Source organism: Weissella sp. DD23, from assembly GCF_001579105.1.
Classification (GTDB): Bacteria; Bacillota; Bacilli; order Lactobacillales; family Lactobacillaceae; genus Weissella; species Weissella cibaria.
Genome location: NZ_KQ970392.1, coordinates 115887 through 124663, shown reverse-complemented (window position 1 = coordinate 124663; position 8777 = coordinate 115887). Strand labels below are relative to the sequence as shown.

Genomic DNA, 8777 nt, shown 5'->3' with positions numbered 1-8777 from the left:
ATCCCAAGCCGCTTGTTGGCCGCGTTCATTTGCCAAAACGCCACGATACCACGCCCGCAAGTCTTGTGGCTTAATGATGTTGGCATCTTCAAACTTACCAACCAACTTTGTAATCAAAGCAGGGTCAGTTGTTTGGGTTAGTGCCACCTGAATATCTGACTTATAGTTAGCGTCTGACGAAGCAACGTATGCTTGCAATAATTGGTCAAACAATGCTTCGCTACCGAAGTTTTCCACTTCATTCTGCAAAACCAAGCCACGTACTTCGGCTGGCAAGGCTGCTAAATCAGTTTGCTGATCAACAAACAACTGATGTGCTGTTGCAATCGCATCAGCATTTTCAGCATACAGTGCTGCACGTAACACAAGTGGCCGTGTAATAGCATCGTCACTGGTCTCACCTGCTTCTGCCTGCCAACCTAGTCGGGCAACTTGCTGACGACTCAAGCCATCAAAGAAGACTTGCAATTGACGCGCTTCTTCAGAATCTGGCGTCACAAACTTCTTCAAATTATTCGCAACTTGATAAAGCGCTGTTGTTACAACGACATGTTCACTATTCGCAAACGTCTGCAACAATGGCACAACCGTCGCATATGACGTTAAACCACCTTCAGACAACAAGCGTTGATCTTGCAACAATTGCAATTGTGAAATCGTGCTTAAGCTATTGGCATCTCGCAAAATATCTGCCAACAAAGTTTCATCGTACTTCACAATAAAGTGAGAATTATTGCCAACATTCAATTGGAATGGTTGACCGCTTTCAGCTCGTAGTTGTTGATAGTCACCCACCACAATCTGTTGGTCAGTGAGCAATTCTGGCACCGCTGCATAGTTACTGTTCAACGGAATTTGCCATTGACGGCCCTTATCCTCACCTGCACCAATAAAGAATTGCTGCTGTGATAATGTCAACTGACCATCAACAACCGTCGCCGTCACAACTGGGTAACCGGGTTGCTCCAGCCATGAGTTCATAATTGCGCCGACTTCTAAGCCAGACGCCTCACCCAACGCTTGCCACAAATCCGCACCCGTTGCGTTGCCGTACTTGTGTGCATCAAAGTAGGCCTTCAAGCCCTTACGCAACGCGTCATCACCCAGCAATGCGCGCACCATGACCAACATACGGGCACCCTTTGCATAGACAATCGCCCCATCAAAGAGTGAATCAATTTCAGCAGGATCTTCAACTTGCACGTGCACTGATTGGACCCCATCCGTCGCATCACGACTCAAGGCAGCTGGCGCATCTGACGTTTGGAAAAGCTCCCAAATGTGCCAGTCTGGTTCAATCGCATCAATTGCGACGTACTCCATCATATTGGCAAAGCTTTCGTTCAACCACAAGTCATCCCACCACTTCATTGTCACCAAATCGCCAAACCATTGGTGTGCCAATTCGTGCGCAATCACAGTTGCGACAACTTGCTTACGCCGCAATGGTGTATTATCTGGATCAACTGTTAAGTAAGCTTCACGGTAAGTCACCAAGCCCCAGTTTTCCATGGCCCCAGCTGAAAAATCAGGCAAGGCCAATTGCCATGAGTGTGGCAATGGATATGGCGTTTGGTAGAAGTCTTCATAAAATTCAATTGATCGCTTCGCAATATCAAGGGCAAAGTCGAGTTCATTGGCCTTGTGTGCCTTAGTGGCAAACACACCAACTTCAACACCACTTGTTGTGCGTGTTGTCTTGCTTTGCAAATCCCCAAAGGCAAACGCAACAAGATACGTTGACATGCGAACCGTTGTTGCAAAATAGTGCACGCCATCGGCTTCACGGATTTCTGGCATGTTCGCAAGGACGGTTTCCCCTGGGTGTTCGTCAAACTTTAACGCCAAATCAAACGTCGCCTTTGCCTCTGGCTCATCAATTGATGGAAAAGCTTGGCGGGCAAATGTCGTCTCAAATTGGGTACCAACAATCTGCTTCTTTTCGCCCTGAACCTCATAGTATGACGGATAAATACCCATCATCGTGTCAGTTAGTGGCGCCGTGTAGGTAATCGTTAGGGCCGTGGGGCCGACTTCACGTAACTGCACTCGAATTGCTTCGTGTTCATTATCAACCGTATACGTTAGGGCTTCTCCCGCCTCATCGGTAACCGCGTCAATCGTTAAATATTTTTGGTGAATGGCAATTGCCAATGCTTTGGCTTCACCCGAAATTGTCGTGCGTCCGGTAATTAATTTTGAACCGCGGTTCACATCAAGATATAAATCATAATGTGAAGGTTGGAAAGTTTCGTAAAAGTGTTCATTTTCTGCTGTCATATTAACTCCCTAAGCACACATCTTTATTTTGTTCTATGTTACATAAATATTAGAACTTTTCTCATTAAAGTCAATGGTCAAGTTTATTCTAACCCCGCCTTGTAAAAATCGCTTAATAAAGGGGTAAGCCACTACCAAATTGATACCAATACCACACCTAGTTAACTTAAATATCCGCGTACGTGTGCCGGTGCTTTGCTTTAACATAGTATGCCAAATAGCAGAAACCTATGAACGGCACCATATAAAACAGCGCCATCCGTTGTGTTGGATCAAATATAATCAGCACACATGACAAGAAGCTCAGAATGAAGGCAGCCCACGGCACAACTGGATACCAAGGGGTCTTAAACGTCAACTCATCTACCGTATGCCCCGTCGCCATCCAGTTTTGTCGGAAACGAATTTGTGAGTATGCAATCGCCATCCAGACCACGACCACCGCTAAACCAGAAATAGAAACAAGGACCAAATAAACCGTCGAGGCGGCGACCACACTTGATAACAGCGCTAAAATACCACCCACCATCGACAACGACAATGCGATTAACGGTGTTCCACGACGATTCGTCTGGGCCACTTTTGGAGAAATCATGCCCTCATTGCCTAATGACCATAACATGCGTGTCGATGCGTAAAGGCCTGAATTAGCGGCTGATAAAATCGCGGTCAATACAACAAAATTCATGATATCACCAGCGAACGGCAAACCGATTTGATTAAACACCAAGACGAACGGGCTTTGACTAACCCCGGCCTTTTGCCAGGGAATCAATGCCGCCATGACCGTAATACTGCCAATAAAGAAAATAATTAACCGGGCCAATGTTGTGTGAATCGCTTTAGGAATTGTATGCGCCGGATTCTTTGTTTCACCCGCGGTCACTCCAATCAACTCAGTTCCCGAGAACGCAAAATTAACGGTCAGCATCGTCGTGAAAACACCGGCGACGCCTTTGGGAAACCAGCCATCTTTCGTTAAATTGGTTAACCCAGGCGCGTGTGAATAACCATGAATTGGAATAATACCACAAATTGCTAACAAGCCGATCACAATGAAGCCAATAATCGCAATGACCTTAACACTCGAAAACCAAAACTCAGCTTCGGCAAAAACGCGTACTGACAAGGCATTAGTCACAAAAATCACAGCCATGAAAAGTAAACTCCATAACCAGACTGGTGTCCCTTTAAACCAATTCTGCATAATTAACCCGGCTGCTGTAAACTCAGAACCTAACGCAACCGTCCAGGTTAACCAGTATAAAATTGCGACAGTAAATCCCGTTGCTGGACCAATAAAACGCGTTGCATAAACGTGAAACGAGCCGGTTTCGGGCATTGCAACAGATAATTCGCCCAAACATAACATCACCAAATACACCACGAGTGCTCCCAGCCCATACGCTAAAATGGTGCCAATTGGCCCTGCCTGGTGAATTGTGTAACCTGAACTCAAAAACAATCCCGTTCCGATGACACCACCTAGAGAAATCATCAATAAGTGCCGGGCGGACATTTCTCGATGCAAGCCTGTATGATTTTCCGACATATTACCTACCTCCAACGTTTTATTGTATTTAAATTACAAAAGAATTAGAATTAACTCATATATAATGCAATATTACTAACAAATAAGCAATACGGACGGTAAAATTCATGACAGATCTTATCTCAGAAAACATTCAGCAGAACGGTCATCTGGTTCTTGATGGCGCAATGGCCACAGAACTTGAAAAGCGTGGCATTGCAACAAACACTACACTTTGGTCGGCAACAGCCCTACGTGACAATCCGCAGGCTATTATTGACGTTCACACCAGTTATTTCAAGGCAGGGGCTGATGTTGCAATCACTAACTCGTATCAAGCAAACGTGCCTGCATTTGAAGCAGCAGGCTATACAACTGACGAAGCCGAGGAAATGATCACGGCTAGCGCGACATTAGCTATTAAAGCGCGCCAAGCGTACTATGATGGTCTCTCAAACAATGACCGATTACGACGCGCTGCACATCCCCTAGTTATCGGTAGTATCGGTCCGTACGGTGCTTATCTGGCTGATGGTAGCGAATACACCGGCAAATATGACTTATCGCAGACAGCATTCAAAGATTTCCACCGTCGTCGCATGCAACTACTTGACGCTGCTGGGGTTGACGGTTTCGCTTTTGAAACCCAACCGAAATTTGCGGAAGTACAAGCGCTGGTTGATTTACTGCAAACCGAATTTCCAACGCAACACGCTTGGATTTCATTTAGCATTAACGATAATGGCCGTGAACTTTGGGATGGCACACCGTTGTCAGAAGCTGTCCAAGCATTTAACGACGTCGATCAAATTAGCGCCATCGGTATCAACTGTACCGCCATGGAAAATATCGCTGATGCAGTTGCGTTGATTAAGGAGTACACAGATAAGCCTATTATCATCTACCCTAACAACGGGGATATTTACGACCCAGCCACAAAAACTTGGCAAGAAAACGAACATGCTGCGTCATTTACAAATTTGGTGCCACTTTGGCAAGCCAACGGGGCCGCCATCATTGGCGGTTGCTGCCGGACGACACCAGCTGATATTGCAGAAATCACTAGCGTCTTAACGGACAACTAGCGGTTAATTTTCCCCTAAGCCAGACTGTTTTTTATTTTTTGATATCGGTAGCTTCACAAGCTTAGAATAACGGCATACTTTTGAAAGGGCGTGTCGAACACATGTACAAGCATTATTACAAATTAGCACTTGTTGGCTTAGCCGCAGGGACATTGTTCAGCGCCAGCGTTTGTAAACGCTAGTGCTGCAACAGTCGGTCACCTTAACGTTATTCATAAGGGACAACTAACAGTCGGTTTGGAGGGCGGTTTCGCCCCATTTTCATTCCGAACAAAGTCAGGTAAACTTTCTGGCTTTGAAGTAGCATTAGCAAAAGACGTAGCGAAGCAACTCAAGCTGAAGCCCGTCTTTGTGCAAACTAAATTTGATTCTTTGATTTCCGGCCTGGATACTAAAAAATATGACGTCGTCTACAACGATATGTCGATTACACCTGAGCGCCAAAAAGCCTACACCTTTGGGCGCGAATACTTATTCACGAAGTCGGTTTTGATTACCAAGAAGGGGTCTGATATCAAAACTTACGCTGATTTAAAGGGAAAGCGAGCTGCTGAGACGACTTCTTCCAACTTTAGTCAGGCGGCCAAAAAAGCGGGTGCTCAAATTGTTGCTGCCCCTGGCTTCGCTGAACAACTAGAATTAGTTGCCAACGGCAAAGCCGATGTGGTCCTTAATTCACAAGATTCGTGGACTGCCTACAAGAAGGTCCACCCTGAGACTAATTTGCAAGCAACGGTAACAAATGCGCTTGGCCAAACAACGGCTGCACCAATGCTAAATAAGCACAATAAGCAATTGGCTAAGAAGATTTCACAAGCCCAACGCAAGTTAGAAAAAGATGGCACCATGAAGCAACTGTCAGAAAAGTACTTCGGCGCTGATTTAACTAAAAAATAAGCAAAAAATACCTGACCGGCATAACCGATCAGGTATTTTTCTTTACTCTTCTGTTGTTACCGATGCAGGTGCTACTGATTCGGCAGTCACAGTGATGGCATCATCGACAACTGTCGCTTGAAGTTGCTTAACATTTGGATTATCCAAATAGAAATCAGCTACCCGATCTTCCAATTGCTCTTGGATGACACGGCGCAATGGCCGAGCCCCCATCGTTGGGTTATAGCCTAACGTTACCAACTTCTCCGTTGCTTCCGGTGAGACATCAAGGTGTAATCCTTGAACTGCAATCGCTGTGTTCATATCAGCCAACATCAAATCAACAATTTGCGTCAAGTCATCCTTGGTCAACGCATTGAACGACACAATGTCGTCAAAACGATTCAAGAATTCTGGCTTAAAGTACGGTGCTAACTTGGCTTGCAAATCAGCCGTTGCCTGCCCAGCACTGGCCCCAAATCCAACCGTCGTTGTCTTATCACCCGTGCCGGCATTTGATGTCATGATGATAATCGTATCCTTAAACGATACCACGTGACCTTGTGAGTCCGTCAAACGACCATCATCCAACACCTGCAAGAACATATTCATTACATCCGGGTGCGCTTTTTCAACCTCATCCAACAAAACCAATGAATATGGTTGGCGTCGTACGGCTTCGGTTAGTAAGCCAGCCTCTTCATACCCGACGTAACCAGCTGGCGCTCCGATCAGCTTTGAAACTGACTGTTTTTCCATGTACTCTGACATATCAAAGCGAATCATATTATCTGACGAACCAAATAGTTCCTTGGCTAATTGCTTGGCTGTTTCCGTCTTTCCAACACCGGTTGGTCCAACAAATAAGAAGCTACCAATTGGTCGACCAGTCTTATTGAATCCGACACGATTACGACGAATTGCACGGGCAATCTTATCTGTGGCTTCCTTTTGACCAATAACATGGGCAGCTAAGTGTTCACCAAGATTACGCAACTGATTTTGCTCAGACTCGGCCAATTCACCCACGGGAATACCGGTCCGTTCTTCAACAATTTGCTGAATGTCTGCTACCGTGACTTGTTGCGCCCGCTCATTTTGCGGTGCTTGTTGCTTAACAGCCTCAAGTTGTAACGTCAATTGATTAACCTGATCACGCCAGTAGCCGGCCTTTTCAAAATCTTCATTATCAACGGCGCGTTGCTTTTGCTTTTCAGCATTTGCCATTTGCTTTTCAATTTCAGCTGGATCAGCAACCTTCACCGTCAAATTCTTACGCGAACCAGCTTCATCAATCAAATCAATAGCCTTATCGGGCAAGAAACGGTCATTAATGTAACGGTTTGAAAGGTCAACAGCTGCTGCCAACGCGTCGTCCGTATACTTAATCTTGTGATAATCCTCATAGCGGCCACGAATACCCTGCAAAATTTGCAGTGCTTCATCCGCTGACGGTTCATTAACCTGTACTGTCTGGAAACGACGGGCGACCGCCGCATCCTTCTCAATTTTACGATACTCATTTAGCGTCGTTGAACCAACTAATTGGAATTCACCGCGGGCCAATGCCGGCTTCAAAATATTGCCGGCATCCATTGAGCCATCACCAGTCGTACCAGCACCCATAATCTCGTGAATTTCATCAATGAAAATAATGACATCATCTCGTTCAGATACTTCCGTCATTAATTGTTGCATGCGCTCTTCAAATTGACCACGCATACTCGTCCCTTGTACCAAAGAAACCATATCCAAACGAATGACTTCCTTGCCTTGCAACTTAGCTGGTACTTTTGCATTAACGATGGCTTGTGCTAGTCCTTCGACAACGGCAGTCTTTCCAACACCAGCCTCACCAATTAACACGGGATTATTCTTCGTGCGCCGGTTCAAAATCTCAATGACCCGGGCAATTTCTTTATCACGACCGATAACCGGATCAATCTTTCCTTGACGCGCTAATTCGGTCATGTTAATCCCATATTGGTCTAACATGCCACGCTTTCCATTACCGCCGTTACCCGACCGTTGTGCGCGCAGATCCTGTCCTTGACGCATTTGTGCAGCTTGATTACGTGCTGCTTCGTTATTCATCATCCTAAAAATATCATCAATATTTGAAAAACCAAATGGTTCTTGTGCCATAATAAACAGCCTCCCTCATGACTATTCTTCAAAGCAATTTCCTCGATACCATTATTTTAGCACTCATAATAGATAAGTGCTAATTTAAGTTTTTGTAGCATATAACTAAAGAGACTGGAACAGATACCGTCCAGCCTCTTTTTGCAAACTATTCAAACGTAAAAGTTTCGCCTTTTTTCGGCAAATAAGTCTCGATGCCAATTTGTCGTAGCGCTTCTGCCTCACGTTCTGGGTGGAATGAGTGCCAAGGCACTGTCATTTTCGCATCGACTTCCACTGCGATTCGCAGTAAATCATCAGGCGTCGCATGGCCACTAGCACCCGCAAGTTGTAGCGCCACACCACGTTGCGCAAGATACGCTGTTAGATCAGCATAACGTGGGTCATAATCACCCAACGGCTCACCGTTCATATGCAAATAACTAAATGTATCAAACGCATCGAGCAAATGCAGATTATCAAAGTGATTTTGCAAGACGTATCGGCCTGGCTGTTGTTGCATATCTGCCACTGTAACATCCCGTCCAAGCATTATCTCATTAGACGCGCCCATTGCACGAAGAATGCCAGCAAAGCGTTCGTCCCAAACCAATTTACGATTTACCTGGCGGGCGGCTGCACTCAGCTTCATTAGCCGTTCAACATTACGCTCATACGGATTAATGACAACTAGCTCATCAGATGCCATTGCGTTCGTAAAATCAGTTAAAACAGTCGCTTCAGTTCGTCGTTGTCGTGATGTATCGTCATCAAACGAAAATTCAGTTCCTTCAATAAAAAACAAATCTGGTCGATGTTCATGCAAGTATTGCGTCCAAGCCGTGACACGTTCTGGGTGCCATCCGTCATAACGCACATCG

General features: G+C 45.5%; 5 protein-coding genes and 1 pseudogene. 2 read left to right on the top strand and 4 right to left on the bottom strand.

Going from position 1 to position 8777, the window contains the following annotated elements; all coding sequences use genetic code 11:
• Both WEIDD23_RS04915 and WEIDD23_RS04910 read right to left on the bottom strand, forming a co-directional pair.
• Positions 1-2280 (bottom strand): M1 family metallopeptidase (locus WEIDD23_RS04915; protein WP_242865433.1); only part of this gene is annotated, 2280 nt, incomplete at its 3' end.
• A 166-nt stretch (positions 2281-2446) separates the two neighbouring features.
• Entirely contained in the window at positions 2447-3832 is a 1386-nt protein-coding gene (locus tag WEIDD23_RS04910; protein ID WP_010375151.1) for an amino acid permease, read from the bottom strand.
• A gap of 107 nt (positions 3833-3939) precedes the next feature.
• On the opposite strand from WEIDD23_RS04910, the gene mmuM reads away from it, so the two are divergent.
• Both mmuM and WEIDD23_RS04900 read left to right on the top strand, forming a co-directional pair.
• Positions 3940-4896: a homocysteine S-methyltransferase gene (mmuM, locus tag WEIDD23_RS04905; RefSeq protein WP_010375153.1), complete on the top strand. Its 957-nt coding sequence runs from the start codon at positions 3940-3942 to the stop codon at positions 4894-4896.
• Between the two features lie 237 nt (positions 4897-5133).
• Positions 5134-5793, top strand: a complete 660-nt coding sequence (locus tag WEIDD23_RS04900; protein WP_010375155.1) for a transporter substrate-binding domain-containing protein — start codon at positions 5134-5136, stop codon at positions 5791-5793.
• Positions 5794-5835: 42 nt separating this feature from the next.
• On the opposite strand, the gene WEIDD23_RS04895 is transcribed toward WEIDD23_RS04900, so the two are convergent.
• Positions 5836-7917, bottom strand: coding sequence for an ATP-dependent Clp protease ATP-binding subunit (locus WEIDD23_RS04895; protein ID WP_062358809.1), 2082 nt, complete (start codon positions 7915-7917; stop codon positions 5836-5838).
• Between the two features lie 148 nt (positions 7918-8065).
• Positions 8066-8777, bottom strand: a pseudogene (locus WEIDD23_RS14520) (hydrolase); the annotation flags it as partial.

Excerpts from the sequence above, each read along its gene's own strand:
- mmuM (WP_010375153.1), top strand. The coding sequence starts at position 3,940 with ATGACAGATCTTATCTCAGAAAACATTCAGCAGAACGGTCATCTGGTT.
- WEIDD23_RS04895 (WP_062358809.1), bottom strand. The coding sequence starts at position 7,917 with ATGGCACAAGAACCATTTGGTTTTTCAAATATTGATGATATTTTTAGG.
- WEIDD23_RS04910 (WP_010375151.1), bottom strand. The coding sequence starts at position 3,832 with ATGTCGGAAAATCATACAGGCTTGCATCGAGAAATGTCCGCCCGGCAC.